The sequence below is a fragment of the Olsenella sp. An290 genome (genome assembly GCF_002159535.1).
Classification (GTDB): domain Bacteria; phylum Actinomycetota; class Coriobacteriia; order Coriobacteriales; family Atopobiaceae; genus Thermophilibacter.
Genome location: NZ_NFIU01000008.1, coordinates 34,380 through 49,560, shown reverse-complemented (window position 1 = coordinate 49,560; position 15,181 = coordinate 34,380). Strand labels below are relative to the sequence as shown.

General features: G+C 64.6%; 15 protein-coding genes. 6 read left to right on the top strand and 9 right to left on the bottom strand.

Annotation, left to right across the window (positions count from 1 at the left end; all coding sequences use genetic code 11):
- Nucleotides 1–624: 624 nt before the first annotated feature.
- From B5F84_RS06115 to B5F84_RS06100, 4 genes are all read left to right on the top strand, one after another.
- Nucleotides 625–987, top strand: a complete 363-nt coding sequence (locus B5F84_RS06115; RefSeq protein WP_087321886.1) for a helix-turn-helix transcriptional regulator — start codon at nucleotides 625–627, stop codon at nucleotides 985–987.
- On the top strand, nucleotides 984–2,078 hold the full coding sequence (locus tag B5F84_RS06110; RefSeq protein ID WP_087321884.1) for a hypothetical protein: 1,095 nt from the start codon (nucleotides 984–986) through the stop codon (nucleotides 2,076–2,078). Before B5F84_RS06115 ends, B5F84_RS06110 begins: the two co-directional genes overlap by 4 nt.
- A gap of 54 nt (nucleotides 2,079–2,132) precedes the next feature.
- Nucleotides 2,133–3,269 carry a Fic/DOC family N-terminal domain-containing protein gene (locus B5F84_RS06105; RefSeq protein ID WP_158094499.1) on the top strand — a complete coding sequence of 379 codons (1,137 nt, stop codon included), beginning with the start codon at nucleotides 2,133–2,135 and terminating at the stop codon, nucleotides 3,267–3,269.
- A gap of 134 nt (nucleotides 3,270–3,403) precedes the next feature.
- A complete protein-coding gene (locus B5F84_RS06100) occupies nucleotides 3,404–5,407 on the top strand; it encodes a recombinase family protein (RefSeq protein ID WP_087321880.1) in 2,004 nt (667 codons plus the stop codon).
- Between the two features lie 230 nt (nucleotides 5,408–5,637).
- Here B5F84_RS06100 and B5F84_RS06095 read toward each other — a convergent pair whose 3' ends face one another.
- The gene (locus tag B5F84_RS06095) at nucleotides 5,638–5,961 is read right to left on the bottom strand and encodes a hypothetical protein (RefSeq protein WP_019238396.1); all 324 of its coding nucleotides are present in this window, start codon (nucleotides 5,959–5,961) and stop codon (nucleotides 5,638–5,640) included.
- A gap of 381 nt (nucleotides 5,962–6,342) precedes the next feature.
- A complete protein-coding gene (locus tag B5F84_RS06085; RefSeq protein ID WP_255375237.1) occupies nucleotides 6,343–6,963 on the bottom strand; it encodes a DUF4417 domain-containing protein in 621 nt (206 codons plus the stop codon).
- Nucleotides 6,964–7,503: 540 nt separating this feature from the next.
- Here B5F84_RS06085 and B5F84_RS06080 point away from each other — a divergent pair.
- On the top strand, nucleotides 7,504–9,009 hold the full coding sequence (locus B5F84_RS06080; protein ID WP_204205520.1) for a hypothetical protein: 1,506 nt from the start codon (nucleotides 7,504–7,506) through the stop codon (nucleotides 9,007–9,009).
- A complete protein-coding gene (locus B5F84_RS06075; RefSeq protein WP_087321878.1) occupies nucleotides 8,972–9,358 on the top strand; it encodes a hypothetical protein in 387 nt (128 codons plus the stop codon). Before B5F84_RS06080 ends, B5F84_RS06075 begins: the two co-directional genes overlap by 38 nt.
- Here B5F84_RS06075 and B5F84_RS06070 read toward each other — a convergent pair.
- From B5F84_RS06070 to B5F84_RS06045, 7 genes are read right to left on the bottom strand one after another with little or no spacing between them, the layout of a single operon-like run.
- Nucleotides 9,355–10,731: a hypothetical protein gene (locus B5F84_RS06070; RefSeq protein ID WP_087321876.1), complete on the bottom strand. Its 1,377-nt coding sequence runs from the start codon at nucleotides 10,729–10,731 to the stop codon at nucleotides 9,355–9,357. The genes B5F84_RS06075 and B5F84_RS06070 overlap by 4 nt on opposite strands.
- On the bottom strand, nucleotides 10,731–12,281 hold the full coding sequence (locus B5F84_RS06065; protein ID WP_087321874.1) for a BppU family phage baseplate upper protein: 1,551 nt from the start codon (nucleotides 12,279–12,281) through the stop codon (nucleotides 10,731–10,733). The genes B5F84_RS06070 and B5F84_RS06065 overlap by 1 nt, the downstream gene beginning before the upstream one ends.
- Nucleotides 12,281–13,561, bottom strand: a complete 1,281-nt coding sequence (locus tag B5F84_RS06060) for a phage tail spike protein (RefSeq protein WP_087321871.1) — start codon at nucleotides 13,559–13,561, stop codon at nucleotides 12,281–12,283. The genes B5F84_RS06065 and B5F84_RS06060 overlap by 1 nt, the downstream gene beginning before the upstream one ends.
- Nucleotides 13,561–14,301, bottom strand: coding sequence for a phage tail domain-containing protein (locus tag B5F84_RS06055; RefSeq protein WP_239378280.1), 741 nt, complete (start codon nucleotides 14,299–14,301; stop codon nucleotides 13,561–13,563). Before B5F84_RS06055 ends, B5F84_RS06060 begins: the two co-directional genes overlap by 1 nt.
- Nucleotides 14,301–14,483 (bottom strand): hypothetical protein, encoded by a 183-nt coding sequence (locus B5F84_RS09470; RefSeq protein WP_143786062.1) that lies wholly within the window; start codon nucleotides 14,481–14,483, stop codon nucleotides 14,301–14,303. Before B5F84_RS09470 ends, B5F84_RS06055 begins: the two co-directional genes overlap by 1 nt.
- Entirely contained in the window at nucleotides 14,480–14,872 is a 393-nt protein-coding gene (locus B5F84_RS06050) for a hypothetical protein (RefSeq protein ID WP_087321869.1), read from the bottom strand. The genes B5F84_RS09470 and B5F84_RS06050 overlap by 4 nt, the downstream gene beginning before the upstream one ends.
- A complete protein-coding gene (locus tag B5F84_RS06045; protein WP_239378278.1) occupies nucleotides 14,869–15,144 on the bottom strand; it encodes a putative minor capsid protein in 276 nt (91 codons plus the stop codon). The genes B5F84_RS06050 and B5F84_RS06045 overlap by 4 nt, the downstream gene beginning before the upstream one ends.
- Nucleotides 15,145–15,181 lie beyond the last annotated feature (37 nt).

Sequence of the window (15,181 nt, the reverse complement as noted above, 5' to 3'; positions counted from 1 at the left end):
GACCCGACTACCCGCGGCCCTCGAGAATCCTGAACGGAGCGTAAGCGGTGGCCAAGGCAAGTAGAACGAGGCACACGGACGAAAAGTCTGGGGCCCTCGCTCACACCGGCAACAAGGAGGAGCTGTGTTTTCCGTCCGTTCGGGCAGAGGCATAAGCACGTCGCCCGCAGAGATTGGCCGCTCGGCCACAAGCCCAGCCTCCATGGCGCGCTTGGCGCGGCCTTCACACCCTTAGCGCTCCGACGTCTCCACCTCCCTCACCGCCCGTGATGCTCACGATCCCGGTGGACATGTCGTGCCCGCAGTCGGGTGCCTCGACAAGCCGGCACACCGACTCGGGGCTGGAGACGGCGCAGCCCGTCTCGCAGCGCGCAATGCTGTCACAGCTGACGCCCGCGCGCTCAGTAAGCCTCGCCTGGTCGAGCCCACGCTCGGTGAGCAGCGCCGTCAGGCAGTGGAGAACTTCTCACGGTCGAATGGCATGCTGGTTACCCAAAACTTTCGTTTCGTTTTAACTATCTCAAACAAAAATTACTTAATTATAATATTAATATTATACTGACAGTCTCGTTGAAACTCTTCCATTCTGGTTGTAATATCTGCATCATAAGAAAGGAAGCATCGATGGAAATACATCTCCAGGAGATGAGAAAGCGCGCAGGCCTTAAGCAAGCGGAGATCGCTGAGAGGCTTAACGTGAAAGTACGAACCTATGGTTCTTGGGAGCGTGGCGAGGCGATGATGTCTCTCGAGCAGGCCTACAACTGCGCCGTCCTTCTCGACTGCTCGATAGACGAGATCGCGGGCATGCCGGTGCGCGACCCCTCCGAGTTCCGCGACCCGCGCGAGGCCGAGCTCCACCGCTGCTACCGCTCCTGCACGCGCGAGCGCCAGGACCGCCTCCTCGACACCGCCCGCGACTTCGCGGGCATGAGCCGGGATGTGGCCGAACGTGGTCTACCTGGGGCGCAGGAGGTGAGCGCGTGATGAGGGTCGAAAAGACAGTGTGGAATTCGATGAAGGCCATCGGCGGATTCGTTGTCGGCGCCGTCACCGTTTTCGGGTGGCTCAACGTGACTCCGGAGATGGTTGGTCAGACGACGTATGACGCCATGCGCGGACCCGCCCCTCTCGTCGTCATGTTCGTCAGCGGCTCCCTGTTCGGATGGGGAGTCACCAAGCTCTGGTCCGACCGCAGGATGAAGGAAGCATCAGAGGCCCATGACGCCGCAGTCGCGAAGAGGATATCCTCCGGGCTTGACGACATGTCCGGGTTTGAGCATGTCGACGACCTCGACGCGCTTATCAAGAAAGCCCGGGGGCTCTCGACCCTGCAGCGTCAGCTTGCCGCCAGGGACGCCGAGATTGAGTCCCTCGAGACAGAGCTCGCAGGTCGCCCGGCGCAGGAGGACGTGGGCGAGCTGAAGCGTCAGCTTGCCGCCAAGGACGCCGAGATAGAGTCGCTCCGCTCCCCCGTCGAGTCGGTCAGGAGGACGATGGCCTCGCTTCCCGAGGGGGAGCGCGCCCTCGCGGGCCGGCTCGCCAAGGGACCGTTCAGGACCTCCGGATTCTCCGCCGAGTTCGCCCACCTCGAGTCGGTGGGGGTCGCGAAGAGGCAGAGGGTTCCCGGTGTCTTCACCCCGACGTGGGCGCTGACGAGGGAGGCGATGTCCGCGCTGTCCGAGGATGACGGGCTGATGGCGACCGTCGCCGACGCCCTGGGGAGAGGCCTCAGGGACCGCAGCGCGGAGGAGGCCGTCGCGTCCGCGATCAGGAGGGCGCCAGCGGCAACCGCCGGCGCCATCAGCCTCATGTTCGACGAGGGGCACTTCGACTACCGCGCGCCGGACGACGACCCGTGGGAGGCTCGTGTGGACCAGGGGAACCGCGACCTGTCCGAGATGGAGTCCGACGGGGTGATCCGGTACGAGACCCTTGCGAGCGGGAATCGGCGGTGGACCCTCACCGAGAACGCCAGGAGGGCGATAAAGTCCGACGAATCCCTCATCAGCGAGGGAAGGGCATACGTCCGGGCGGCGCTGGAGGACGGAGCCGATGAGGATGAGGAGAGCGCGTGACGGGGCAAACCCGTCGAATTCGACGTCTTTGCCCACTTTGAGAAGGGACAGATGATGCCAGTTCACTACCACACGGGAAAGTTCCCGCCCAGCAGCATCGACTGGAAGAAGCTTGCCGTACCCATAGAGCGAGCCACCATGGCGCTCGCGCGCTATGACAGCTTTCTGGGCATCATCCCCGACGAGAGCATCCTCCTCTCCCCCATGCTGGTCCAAGAGGCGGTCACGTCGTCGAGAATCGAGGGGACCCACGCAACAGTGAGCGACGTACTCGTCTACGAGGCCGGAGGCGCTAACTTCGACTCATCGAAGTCCGATGACGTCCTTGAGGTCGTCAACTACAGGCGTGCCCTCCTGCTTGCGGAGAAGATGGTCAAGGACGTGCCTCTCAGCGGGAGGGTCCTCAAAGCCGCGCACAAGACCCTACTTCAGAACGTGCGAGGAAGCCTGAAGTCCCCAGGGATGTACCGGCACGACCAGAACTGGATTGGAACGTCCGACAACATCGACGAGGCGCGCTACGTGCCCATCGCCGCCGACAAGCTGGAGGACGCCATGGCGGCGTGGGAGCGCTTCGTGAACTCAGACGACATACCCTCGCTAGTGAAGATCTCGATAGCCCATGCCGAGTTCGAGTCCATCCACCCGTTCTGCGACGGCAACGGACGAGTGGGCAGGATGATCGTCCCCCTCATGCTCTGCTCGGACGGCATCATCAGACACCCGTGCCTATATCTGAGCGAGTTCTTCGAGCACAGGAACAACGAGTACCAGGACAGGCTCCTCGCCGTGTCGAGGGACGATGCATGGACGGAATGGTGCGAGTTCTTCCTCGCCGCAATCGAGACCCAGGCGAAGGAGAACCTCGAAAAGGCTCAGAGCATCTATCGCCTCTACAAGGACGTGCTGCTCGAGTCCACCATCAAGAGCAAGTCGCCCGAGGTCCCAGAGGCCGTGGCCTGCCTCTTCAGGAGCGCAATCTTCCCGTCGAACGTCTTCACGAAGAGGGCGGGCATGAACGAGTCCGCGTCGAGGAGGTTCATCAGCTCGCTAAAGGAGAGCGGGCGTATCGTCGAGATCTCTCCGCACAGAGGGCGCACCCCCGCAATTCTCGCCTTTCCTGAGCTTCTGGGCATCTCCGAGGGGCTCAGGATGGATAGTGTGCCGTCGGTGACGGACAACGACAATTAACCGTCAATAATGCCTTTATTTGACGGACAAACTTGTTTGCCCGTCGCGAGTGACGCACAAAAGCGCCCCGCGCGTCCTGCCAGACGACACGGGGCAAGCGCCAGCCAAGGGAACACTTGAAAGGCAGGTACATTATGCCACGCAGGAAGAGGAACACGCCAGAGCCCGACCGCACCTCGTGCGTGATCTACGCGCGCTTCTCGAGCGACAGGCAGCGAGACGAGTCCATCGAGGACCAGGTGCGCGTGTGCTCCGACTGGGCTGCGGGCCACGGCCTGACCGTGGTCGCCACCTACGCCGACCGCGCCATCTCGGGCACGAGCGACGATCGCCCGGAGTTCCTGCGCATGGTCGCGGACGCCAGAACCGGCAACTTCGGCACGGTGCTCGTCTACAAGCTCGACCGCTTCGCGCGCGACCGCTTCGACGCGGCCGTCTACCGCAAGCGCCTGGCCGAGTGCGGCGTCGAGCTCCGCTCCGCCATGGAGTCGATCCCCGAGGGGCCCGAGGGCGTCATCCTCGAGGCCGTCATCGACGGGTACAACGAGTACTACTCCAAGAACCTCGCTCAGAACACGCTGCGCGGCATGATGGGCAACGCCAGGAACTGCCTCGCGAACGGCGTGCGCGTCTACGGCTACCGCACGGGCGCCGACGGCCGCTACGAGGTTGACGAGGACGAGGCCCCCTTCGTGCGCGGGGCCTTCGAGCGGGTGGCCGCCGGAGAGGGCAGGAGGTCCGTCGTGGAGTGGCTCAACGCCTCCGGCTCGCGCAACACCCGCGGCAACCCCTGGGCGTACGGGTCGCTGCGCGGCATGCTCACCAGCGAGAAGTACCGCGGCGTCTACTCCTTCAACGGCGTCCGCGAGGAGGGCGGGATGCCGCGGATCGTGAGCGACGGGCTCTTCTTCTCCGTCCAGGCGATGATGGACCGCCACCCGCGCCAGAACGCCTTCGCCCTCAGCGGGAGGCTCCTCGATGCCGCGACCGGGACTCCCTACCGGGGCACGAGCGGGACGGGCTGCTCGGGCAGGCGATACCTCTACTACTCCGTGCCGACCGGCGACGGCCACGAGAGGCGCTACCCCAGGGACGAGGTGGAGCGGGCGGCCGTGGCGGCGCTCGCCCGCGCCTTCTCCGGCCGGGGCCTCTCCGAGCGGATAGCGCGCGCCGCCGTGCTCGCCATGGAGAGCGACGCGGACTCCCCCGCCGTCCGACGGGCGACGGGCAGGCTCTCGGAGATTTCCCGCGCCGAGCGCAACATCCTGCGGGCCGTGGAGGCCGGCGTGGTGCCCCCGGGGACCGACCGTCGCCTGGCGGAGCTCGCCGACGAGCGGGCGGCGCTCGAGCGCGAGGTGGAGGCCTCCCGCGCGGCCGTCCCCACGGTCGACGAGATGGCGGAGTGGGTCCGCACGAGGCTCTGCCGCCGCGACCCGGGCGAGCTCCTGCGCCACGCCGCCTCGCGCGCGACCATCGACGAGAAGGGCGTCCTTCGTGTGGAGATTCCGTGGCGCGCGAGCGACGACATGCTCGTAGAAGGCGTCTCCGCGGCACAAAAAATCGGCGAATGCCCAGCTCAGGGGCAGTTCGCCGAAGTTAAGTTTGGTAGCCCGTACCAGATTCGAACTGGTGATCTCCGCCTTGAGAGGGTTATCCCACAGCGTCGACTGAGGACAACAGACCTATACAAAAGAGTGTCTGAGCAGGTCTTTTGCAGCGATGAACAGCGACTGACGGAACCTGACGAAAACGGAGTTCCGGTCGCTGTTGTGTCCCGGTTGTGTCCCATCTACGACCAAGCCACAGGCAAGTTCAGATTGAAGGAGATTGCCATGAATCACAGCGCAGCAGACATCGACGCCATGTGCGCTCTCGAGGACTACTCCCATTTTCGCGCAGAGCTCGTTGAGATCTCACCGGAAAGCTTCACGATAGAGGAGCTGAGGGAAATTCTCGATGACATGATCAGGAGCAAGGTTGCCCTGGAAGACAGCATGCGGGAGCACTTCGCAACGCTCGGAGAAGCTGAGCAGACCGAACTGCTCGACATGCTGGGAAGCAGCGGTTACAAGGACCGCAGCTGGTGGTACTGGATGCTCATGGATGGCCCGGTACACAGAGAGTTCCCCACGATCTAATCCGGGAGGGATATCAGAGCGGGCTCCGCGATCAAACAAGGTCGCGGAGCCCTGCAATGATGAGCGCAGAAATACGCCACTGAGGATATCAGCAAGCAACGGGCTTGGGGCTTTTCAACCCTTCTCGCACGCCTGCGGGCTATAGTCGGGGCCCTCCGGCGCTCGGAAAGCGTTGAAAAGCCGTGCACTGAGCACGCGGCACAAGCACCTCAGTCGATGGAGTGCGTCCCTCACTCCGCCCGAAAAACAACCTCGCCCCCGCACGTCACCAGCGAGGGCATTCGCTTGCGCGAGACCATGACGTAGTCGTAACGAGGGTCTTTGTTGGGACCCTCCTTGACCACCTCGAGCACCCTGAAGTCGAGCTCGTACCATTCCTCGTACTCGGGGGAATCCAGCTCCTCATCGTTGTCGACGTACTCACTGTTCTCCCACACGCACCGATAGACGTCTCCCTCGGGGAACGTTATCTCGTATGTGCTTCCCCAGTCGTGGTCGCATAGATATCCCTCAATGTCTTTGACACGCTCCTCGAGCCTGTTCTGTCCGACCATGTCAGTCATCCCCTTTTCGGTCGTGCGGGAACAATGTGAGCACCGTTCTTCCCATAGTGAATGAAACCCATGGTCGTGGGAGACCGCTCCTTGCCGCGGCCGCCGATCCAGGTGCCGATCACCCTGCCGAAATCGACTCGCTCTTTATTATTACCCACCCATGTTCCAGCTCCGCCGAACTCACCGATGAGCTGTTGGGCGTCGGCAAGGCTTCCCTTGAAGATGCTTCTTCCGGCCTTGGGGTCGTAGTTGTTGTGTCCAGGGATGTGCTTGCCCTGGTTTCCCTCGTGCAGTCGGGTTGTGAAACCGTGAACGGTCCTGAACCCGTCATCCCGGCTGCCCGACGTTCCTCCACGCCCGCGCCCAATGCCGTACCCACTGCTACCGCTGCCCACACTTGCCTCCGTCCAGCGCGCCGCGCCCACAGCCCGGATACACCCACACGGGGATGCTGAGCGAGCGGGGGTAGTCCATCACGCCATAGAGGTCGCTGCCGTAGTAGACGATCGCCGTCGGACGCAGCTCGTCCACGGTGGTCCTCACGTCGCGCACAAAGCGGCGGCGCTCTGCCACATCCTTAACGAGTGCGCGCCCGCAGATGGCGATGACGCTCTCGCGCGGCAGGCCCTCTACGAGCCAGTCGCATTCCGGCTGGTGCCGCGCATTCGGGATGACCGTCAGTCCCTGTTCCTGCCACCATGCCCCGAGCGTCTGGTTGCGATAGCAGTTCCACATCTTGAGCGGACGCGGGAAATCGATGCACGTAGAGAAGTCCGGCATGATCACGCCCTCGAACTTCGAGAGCTTGGGGAGGTACTTGTGCGGGTCGTTCCACACGCGCTCGAAGCGGAAATCATCCTCGTAGAAGTGCACGAAGCAGTCGAAGTCGCACCATCTCTCGTGCATAGCAACCGAAAAGGGCACGAGCGCCGTGGGATGCGCCTCGACGGGCGTGAGCATGGGCATATCCCACGGGCGCGAGAAATCCAACCCCCCGAGCATCCACGCATGGAACACATCGCGCTTGTGCGCGAGCTCGGGATTATCAGTGGTTGATGCGTCCTGTCCATCGGGTTTGTTGTCCACTTGTATCACCTTGTTCGTACGGGTTGAAGTAGTACAGGCAAACCCTAAGTGGGCGTCACAGGCGTTCCTCGGCCTGTTCACAGATGGATTCACAGAAACTGGCCTGTTGCCATAAAGCGTTCGTTACCGTCGGCTTTTGCGCTAGCATCCCGCACAGAGAGCCGCATGCGAATGCCGAGTACCGTCCTCGAACGGTTCATGCGGAAGGAAATCACACTTTCAACCCGTCGACGAGCACTTTGGCCTTGGCCTCCACACCTGCAAAGGTGAGCACAACCGCAACGCGCACAGATAGAATGTGGGTAGTCGAAGTACATATAGAAGCAAAAAACAACAACTCTACTCGAGGCCATCTCTTCATCAGGAAACAAAGCAATGCGAAATAAGTGGACAAGGGAATCAGACTAGAATTACCAATAAGGCCTCAATCAGGAATCTCGAGGAAAGGAACTCTTTGTGAGCGAAAAGACCACGTCGGCGCAAATCGAGGTTCCTCGCAAAGGCAAGAAGCCAGGGGCTGAAGCTGCCGGCAGAGGCGTTGGAGCGCATCGAACGGTCAACCAACTCTTCGATCAAGAGAAGTTCCACGCACGGCAGGGGCACGGCTTCGCCGCCGAACAAGCGAACGACCTGCATGACAGGATGCGAGGCAAAGATGCACGTGTTCTCGGCGATGACTTCGCCAAAAACGGTCCCGACCGAATCGTCAACGGCCAGTGGATTCAGTCCAAGTATTACGCCAACGGACGAGAAGCGATAAACGCGTGCTTCGGGGATGGGGGCAAGGGTGCCTTCAGGTACGTCGGCAAGCAGGGCGAACCGATGGTCATCGAGGTGCCAAAGGACGATGCCATCTACGATCAGGCGCTCAGGGCGATGCGCGAGAAGATCGCAAACGGCCAAGTGGATGGCGTGACCGACCCTTCGCAGGCTGAATCGCTAGTGAGAAGAGGAAACTACACCTACCAGCAAGCAAGGAACATTGCAAAAGCCGGCAACATCGACTCGCTGAAGTTCGACGCAACCAACGGAGCGGTCACCGCCGCCTCCGCGTTCGGAGTCAGCGCCGTCATTGCCTTCGGGACCTGCATATGGAACGGCGACAAACCAGAAGTCGCAGCGAAGAAGGCGGCGCTCTGCGGTCTCAAGGTCGGCGGGACGTCCTTCATCGTCTCTGTCGTTTCCAGCCAGCTGCTGAAGGCCGGCCTCAACAGCGCTATGGTCTCCAGCACGGAGGCGATAGCCACAGCTCTCGGTCCGAAGGCATGCGCCGTCATCGTCAACGCGTTCAGGACCGGCTCGAACATTTACGGAGCTGCCGCGATGAAAAGCGCTGCGAAGCTGCTGCGTGGAAACGCGGTCGTCGCGGGCCTCACCGTCATCGTGCTCTCGTCGTTCGATATCGCCGACATTGTCCGCGGGAGGATATCGCCGGGCCAGCTTGCGAAGAACCTCGCCGGGACGCTTTCCTCCGTTGCAGGTGGGACTGCCGGGTGGGTCGGAGGCGCTGCCCTCGGTTCCATGGTGTTCCCAGGAGTCGGAACGGTTGTCGGCGGGTTGATAGGCTCCCTGGGCGGCGGTACCGCGGCTGGAGTCGCTGTGAATGCGCTCACAGGCCTGTTAATCAAGGACGATGCGGAACAGATGTGCGCTATCGTCGAGGAGCAGGTCGGACGGGTTGCGAGCGATTACCTCATGGCCGAGCGTGAGGTATCAGAGCTCGTGGAATCAATCAACCGCCGCCTAGACGGTAGCACCCTCAAAGACATGTACGCATCCTCCAACAGGGCTGCTTTTATCGCGGAACTCATGGCAGATGACATCAACGAGATCGTCTCCAGGAGGGCCCTGATAGAGGGTGACATCGACGGGCAGATTGCGGACGGGCTTGTCATGGTTCTGGAGGAGTCGGCAGAGGAGGAGAATGGAAGACCTGAGCGGATTGCTAAAGAAAGCTGCTGATGACTACGCCGCAGCGCTGGGCGAGCTGGATTACCGAGTACAAGAGAAGGCATTCTCGAAGGGATCGTTTTTCTCCGAGGCAAGGGTCGACGGCTGCAACCAATATAAGACGGTACGGGATGCCCTGATTGATGCGGGCACCGTTCTGCTTGATGACGAGGAGCAGGGAATCGCGCTTGCAATGCTCAAAGGAGGAGCCGGCGGGATGGCATCCGTTCTCCTCCTTGCGAAAGTCGAAGGCAACGAAGTATCGTTGGGGGCATACTCGAAAGAAGGCCTCATTCGCCAGCACGCTGCGAAAAAGGCCGTAGAATCGCTCAAGAAGAACCTGCAGGGTACAATGAGCTAGCCCTTCGCCGTAAGGTACCCTGCGCCCCCGACGCCGTCGATCCTCATGTACTGGTAGCCGGCGCGCGAGCTCGCGTAGGTCGTGCCCGCGCCGCCCACGAGCGAGGCGCACTGGTAGAACGTCTGGAAGCCGGAGACGCCGGAGGACGGCAGCGCCCAGTCGGCGTCCGCCCAGATCGTCACGAGAGAGCCGCACCCGCCGAAGGTGTAGGCGAGGTCCTCGAGGGAGGACGGGTCGAGCCCGGAGAGGTCGATCTCGGTGAGCCCCTCGCAGCTGTTGAAGGTGTGCTGCATCTCGCGCACGCCGCAGAGGTTCCCCACCCCCGTCACGTCGGTGATCGACTGGTGCCCGTAGAACCAGTAGTTCGTGTTCACGTGGTCGTAGGTCGCCATGTCGGCGGCGATCTCCACCGCCTCCACGTCGTGCCGGTGGTCGTACCACGGCTGGTAGCCCACCGAGTTGTACCGGGCGTTCGCGCACAGGCGCCCCGACGAGACGAGCTCCCGCCCCGCCTCGGGCTCGGCCGCGGCCGTCAGCACGAGCCCGCCGTCCGCGTAGAGGAAGCAGCGGAACCACTCGCGCTGGTCGCTCGCGGGGTCGGTCAGCACGCCGTCCACCCCGTAGTTGAGCTCCGCGTGGTTGTCCATCTGCCCCGGCACGTAGCCTTGCCCGCCCACGAGCCTGCTGCACCCGCTGAACATGAGCGACCCGCTCGTGGCGGACGAGGTGAACCCGTCCGCCCAGATCGTCTCGAGCGAGGGGCAGCTCACGAACATCTGGTTCATGCTGGTCGCGCCGGAGAGCTCCTCGAAGCCCTCCACCTCAACGAGGTTCTCGAACCCGTGGAAGAGGTAGCTCGCGTTGGCGAGCCCGCCCTCGGAGAAGTCGCCGTCGAACACGGCGCGCGTCACGGAGAGCTTGACGTCGTCCCAGGGGCGGGCACCCGCCGAGGAGTAGCCCTCCGGGTCCACCTCCCAGGCGTCCAGGATCACCGCCCCGGGCACGTCGGAGGAGCGGCCGTCGCGGTAGTTGAACTCGAGCGTACCGTCCGCGAGCAGGATCGCGCGCATCTTCACGCCCACGTCCCAGGAGAGCGCGAGTATTGCCGGCGCCATCTCGGAGGGCTTGTAGGTCTCGGTGAGCCCGTTCTGCGCGCGGATTGCGTCGGCGATGCCGTCGAACACGGAGTCCGAGATCACGCCCGTTCCCGTACCGGCGAGCGCCTGGAGCGGCGTCCCCGCCTTGGTGCCGTCGAGCGCGAACACCGCCGCCGCCATCTCCGAGGGCAGGTAGGTATCGGTGCCTCCGTTCTGCACGCGGATGGCGTTCGCGATGTCGGTGAGCACCGACCTCTGGATCGTCCCCACGGCCATCAGAACTCCACCTCGCTCAGGTCGTCCAGGGCGGCGATCGCCTGGTCGACGTACTGCTTCGTCGCGTAGGCCGAGAGGTCGGGCGTCGCGCCCGGCGCCCCGTCCTCGCCGTCCTGTCCGGGCGCTCCCTGCGGCCCCTGCTCGCCGGTCTCTCCCTTGAGGCCGGAGAAGGCGAACGCGAACGTGCGCGCCCCCGGCGTGCCGCCGAGCGTCACGGTCACCGACGGCGTGCCCGTGGAGGCGTCCACCGTCGCAGTCGCGCCCGTGATCTCGGCGTCAGCGCCGTCCTGCCCGTCGACGCCGTCCTCGCCGTCGGCGCCGGGCAGCCCCTGAACGCCCTGGGGGCCGCGCAGCGCTTCGAGCTGCTCGGAGGAGAAGTCCGCGTAGGTGAACGGGTCGCCCTTGTCGCCCTTGTCGCCCTTGTCGCCCTTGTCGCCCTTCTCGCCCTTGAGGTCGGCGGAGCTCGTGCCGCTCGCGCTCGTCACCGTGAGCACGGAGCCCGCCCACGAGTGCGTGACGCTCACGCCGTCAGCGCCGTCGGAGCCCGGCGCTCCATCCTGACCATCCATCCCGTCCTCGCCGGGATCGCCCTTCGGCCCCTTGAGCGCCGCCAACTGCTCGGCGGTGAAGTCGGCGTACGTGAATGCGTCGCCCTTCTCTCCGCGCTCGCCGTCGTCGCCCTTGTCTCCCTTAGCTCCGTGAAGGAGCGTTGCGGTGGTGGTCCCGCTGGCGTCCGTGACCGTCACCACCGCGCCCTCTGCCGTCTGCGCCACGGAGGCCGACGGGCTCACGCCGTCCGCTCCGTCCTTCCCGTCGGCACCGGGAGCACCATCGACGCCGTCTTTGCCGTCAGCGCCCGGCGCCCCGTCCTTCCCGTCGACGCCCGCAGGACCCGGCTTGCCGTCAGCGCCGTCGAAGTCCCCTCGCTCGGCGGCCGCCAGCAGTTCCTCCTTTGCCTGCGTCGCAGCCGCCGCGGCGGCGTTCGCGGCAGCAACGGCACCCGAGGCCCCGGCAGCCGCCTCGACCGCCTGCCCCGCCGTGGACACCGCGCCCTGTGCAGTCTCAACAGCCTCCTGCGCCTTGGACGCCGCCTCGGCAATAAGCGCATCCGCGTTCTCGTATTTCTGTATCGCCTCAAGGAAGAGTGTGAAACCGTCCTCGGACTCTGCGCCACCCACGAGCACCTGCTCAACACGCACTTCGAACGTCCGCGTCGAGATTGCGCTCCCTCCGGGAAGCGACACCATCACCTGACAGTCGACCGAACCCTCTGCGCACACCATAGCCGCCGGGTAGAACACGGAGAACGTTCCGGCCTCTGCGTCCACCTCATCGAACGGCTCGCATCCACGTTCGCGTGTCGCACGGTGGCGCCAAAGCAGATACACGTTTGCGCCGGAAAGGTCCACCACCTCTCCGTCGCGTCTCACGGCGAGCGCGATACCACGCCCCTCCGCATCGGCGGGAGACGCCACCAAGGCCCCCGCGAAGACGTCGTCGCAGGACTCCCACACCAGCTCGTGCAGGCCGTAACCTTCAAGATCGGCCATCAGAACTCCACCTCGCTCAGGTCATCAAGGGCGGCGATCTGCTGCGCCACATACTCCTTGGTTGCCAGCGCGGGCACATCGCCACCAGCGACCACGCCCGCCGCCTGCTCGATTGCGGCCACGCTTGCTCCCACGGCAGCAACGGTGTCGCCCGCAGCACCCGCCACGTCCTCAACAGCCGCCACACGCGCTTCGACGGTGCTGCGCTCTGCAAATGCTGTGCGCGGGGCAACGCCTACCGAGTAGCGTGCTTCCACAGCATCGCCAAAGAGCCGCACGCGCCGCACCACCCGCGCCCGGAGGCGCCATGCGGGATCGCGCGACGAGTCCACCACCGCGACCTCGTCCCCGAGTCCAACAAAGACAGCACCCGAAAGCGCCACGGCGTCCACCTCGTAGCTCACCAGCGGAGCGCACGTCTCCACAAGAGCCTCCTGCGTGCGGGCGAGAAGAACCTCGGGGTCCTCAACATCCGCGAACGTCACCTCTCCAAAGCGGTGCACGCGGCCGCCCGAGCCGTCTGGCAGGCCCCACAGCAGCCTCGCTTCATCGTCGCCGACCCAGTCGACACCACCGTTCACCTCACCGAACGTGAGCTTGCGCCGATACCCGCCCGTGAAGGCGCCCGTCTCGTCCACCACGGGCAACCCGGCCCCATAGCCGTAGAGCGCCGTGAAGACCTCGTCCTCAGCAACCGTGCGCGTGCATCCCGCCATGTTCCGCCCGTACTCGAGCCGCGCGCCGCGCCACGAGCCCAAAGCAGCCACCGCTCGCACGGTGCGCGATGACACGCAGCCGCCCGAAACCGCGATCGCGGGCTCAATCTCGCACCCCCACACCTCGCACACGCGCCTGAGAGCCGCGAGCCGGTTCACGTGGTAGATGTAGCAGCCGTGATCGCCAAACCAACCAAGCGTGGATGCCTGCCAACGCGTCCCCTCGAGCACGACGCCCAACGCACCGTAGAGCCCCGAGCCTGACACCCGCTCCTCCTCGACATAGCTACCGAGAAGGTCGCACAGGCTCGACTCCGCGTATACCTCGCACGCGGCACCCAGCGCCTCGTCCGTGCGCACCACCACGTGCTCGCGCCATCGCCCGTCCTGGGGGTCTCGCCACAGGATGCGATCGTATTTCTCAGGCGTCTCCAGGCAGGGGAACGAGAGTACGTCCTCTCCTCCCAGCTCCTCGCGATGCTCCACCGCGCCAGCCGGGTGCAGAATCCCGATACGCTCATCAGCGCGGTCGAACCAGAAAAGCGTCGGAGCCGTGCCGCCCATCAGAGCCATCTTTCTGTGAAGTTTGCTGTGAAGTCCGCGCAGCCCGTGAAGGACAGCTCGTGCGGACCCGGTTCCAGCCAGAAGAAGTCGCTGTCGAGCGTCACGTCGGAATCTGCAGCCTCGCCGTCAACCCATGCGCGCCCGGCACCGCAGTCGATGATGACCTCCTCGCCGCCCAGGAACGCTCGCTCCACCTCGACATGAGCACCCGTGTCATCGTCCTCGACGGTCACTCCATCACCAGCCGCCGCTTCCATCACGAACGTCGGCAACGTCCTATACGTGCCGCCAACGACAAACGACAGTCCTGCGCGGCCGCCAGCGGGCACGACCTCCTGCCCCTGCCCCCATGCAACGGGATCGAACGCCGTGAACGCCAGCTCGCAGGAACCGTCCTCGAAGAGGGCGTCCCAGGCATCCGCGCCTGTGCACACGGCGTTGCGATAGACGAGCCCCGGTTCGCCGGGGAGCTCCAAGTCGCATCCGGCATCCGAGGCGAGCCACGCCGCCGCTTCGTGGCGCAACGCAGAGAGCCCCTCCGCGTCCTCGTCTACGGCAAGGTCGAGGAAGAGCCGCACGCGCAGAGTCTTGGGCGGGATACGTGCAGAGAGCAGGACCGCACCGGCACGGCCTGGCACCTCAGCGGCGTCCACGGAGAGGCCGTGTGCCGCGGGCAGTACCACCTCGGCGGTCGAGAAGGACGAGAAGTCGTGCCCATCGAACTTGATGGAGCGCGCCATCAGAGCCGTCCTCTCGCGCGACCATAGGACACCGCCCGGCGCTGCTCTCGCTCCGAGAGCTCCTCGTCTCGGAAGCGGTCACCGGAACGGCGCAGGCGAACGTCGGTGTGAGAACCGCGCTCGTCGTTCCAAGTGCCCTGACTGCCACCCGCCCCGCTCTTCGTGCCCTTCCTATCGGTCATATCTCCCTCGCAACCGTCAGCCTCACCGTGAATGCCCACACGAAGCGCCCGCTCGAGTCGCGCTCCCTGAAAGCCGGCGCGTCCGTATCGATGCCCAGGATGCGCACCCCGGAACCCGCCACGTTCCACTCGGCGCGACCGGACGAGCGCACAGCCGCTTCGCACAGAATCGCGACATCGCACGCGGCAGCATCCGTTTCGCGGACGGCAAACACCTCCACCGAGGCGACTCCGCGTTCCTCGCCGTCTTGGCGGCTCTCACGCGAGAAGCCCGCCCAGCGAACCACGACGGGCTGTTCGCTCAACAGTGCGCTTGGCGCGATACAGAACACGTCACCGACTCCCGCCGCGCGCAGCATCCCCGCCACGGCATCCACGACCGCCCTCATCGCAGCTCCACCTCCCAGTGGTGTACGCGCCCGTTGAACCCCTCGAAGCGCGAAACCTTAGCAGCCACGTACGACCTCCCATGCACCTCGACGCGCGAGCCCGCGGGAATCTCGAAAGCCCCCGCACTCGTGACGGCATCCACGAAGAGCGTGCCCGCCCCTGCGTCCGCGCTGCGGTGCGCTTCGGCAACCACCGATTGCGCCCGCTCGAACCTCACGCGCGAGATGGCGCGCGGCTCGCCAAAGCCGCCATCGACTGCCGGCTCGCGCACTAGGCACGAGTCCGGGAGCAGCCTCGCGGGTATCGGT

Coding starts and splice junctions, on each gene's coding strand:
- B5F84_RS06055 (WP_239378280.1), bottom strand. CDS start 14,301: ATGGCGCGCTCCATCAAGTTCGATGGGCACGACTTCTCGTCCTTCTCG.
- B5F84_RS09470 (WP_143786062.1), bottom strand. CDS start 14,483: ATGACCGATAGGAAGGGCACGAAGAGCGGGGCGGGTGGCAGTCAGGGC.
- B5F84_RS06060 (WP_087321871.1), bottom strand. CDS start 13,561: ATGGGCGGCACGGCTCCGACGCTTTTCTGGTTCGACCGCGCTGATGAG.
- B5F84_RS06065 (WP_087321874.1), bottom strand. CDS start 12,281: ATGGCCGATCTTGAAGGTTACGGCCTGCACGAGCTGGTGTGGGAGTCC.
- B5F84_RS06070 (WP_087321876.1), bottom strand. CDS start 10,731: ATGGCCGTGGGGACGATCCAGAGGTCGGTGCTCACCGACATCGCGAAC.
- B5F84_RS06075 (WP_087321878.1), top strand. CDS start 8,972: ATGGAAGACCTGAGCGGATTGCTAAAGAAAGCTGCTGATGACTACGCC.
- B5F84_RS06085 (WP_255375237.1), bottom strand. CDS start 6,963: ATGCTCGGGGGGTTGGATTTCTCGCGCCCGTGGGATATGCCCATGCTC.
- B5F84_RS06050 (WP_087321869.1), bottom strand. CDS start 14,872: ATGAGGGCGGTCGTGGATGCCGTGGCGGGGATGCTGCGCGCGGCGGGA.
- B5F84_RS06100 (WP_087321880.1), top strand. CDS start 3,404: ATGCCACGCAGGAAGAGGAACACGCCAGAGCCCGACCGCACCTCGTGC.
- B5F84_RS06115 (WP_087321886.1), top strand. CDS start 625: ATGGAAATACATCTCCAGGAGATGAGAAAGCGCGCAGGCCTTAAGCAA.
- B5F84_RS06095 (WP_019238396.1), bottom strand. CDS start 5,961: ATGGTCGGACAGAACAGGCTCGAGGAGCGTGTCAAAGACATTGAGGGA.
- B5F84_RS06105 (WP_158094499.1), top strand. CDS start 2,133: ATGCCAGTTCACTACCACACGGGAAAGTTCCCGCCCAGCAGCATCGAC.